This window comes from Gluconobacter sp. P1D12_c (assembly GCF_018812105.1).
GTDB lineage: Bacteria > Pseudomonadota > Alphaproteobacteria > Acetobacterales > Acetobacteraceae > Gluconobacter > Gluconobacter oxydans_A.
On record NZ_JACSIQ010000235.1, the window covers coordinates 1 to 554 of the forward strand.

At 53.1% G+C, this 554-nt stretch carries 1 protein-coding gene; it reads right to left on the bottom strand.

Annotated features, from left to right (window positions below; translation table 11 throughout):
• Positions 1 to 9: 9 nt before the first annotated feature.
• Positions 10 to 554 (bottom strand): recombinase family protein (locus tag KP705_RS16505; protein WP_215765035.1); only part of this gene is annotated, 545 nt, incomplete at its 5' end.

Below are 554 nucleotides of genomic sequence, written 5' to 3' on the forward strand. Positions count from 1 at the left end.
TACGTACGCTTAGAGTGAACCCAACAAGAACGTTGAGGCTGTTCTGCTGAGAGTTCGATAGACAGTTGGCCGAGAAATAGAAAACAGTTCTGAAAGATCGCTGATGGAGTAATCGCCGGTATCATACATCCGGCGAAGCTCTTTTTGCTGACGTTCAGAAAGCTTGGGTTTCTTTCCGCGTAGTTTACCTTTGTCGCGTGCAACGGCCATCCCTTCACGAGTACGCATCCGGATCAGATCGGCTTCAAACTCCGCGAAAGTCGCAAGGATGTTGAAGAACAACTTGCCCATTGGATCAGACGGATCGTGAATACTGTTCCCAAGTTGAAGCTTCACGCCACGGGATGCCAGGCTGTCGCCAATAAGCCGTGCATCAGGGACAGAGCGGGCCAGTCGATCAAGCTTTGGTACGACCAAAGTATCGCCACTACGAACAGCCGCCAGTGCCTGGTCAAGGCCGGCCCTTTCCCGGTTCGTGCCGGTGAAGCCCTTGTCGGTGTAAATACGATCGGCAGAAACACCGAGTTTGAGCAGTTCCTGATGGTGGGCCGCGA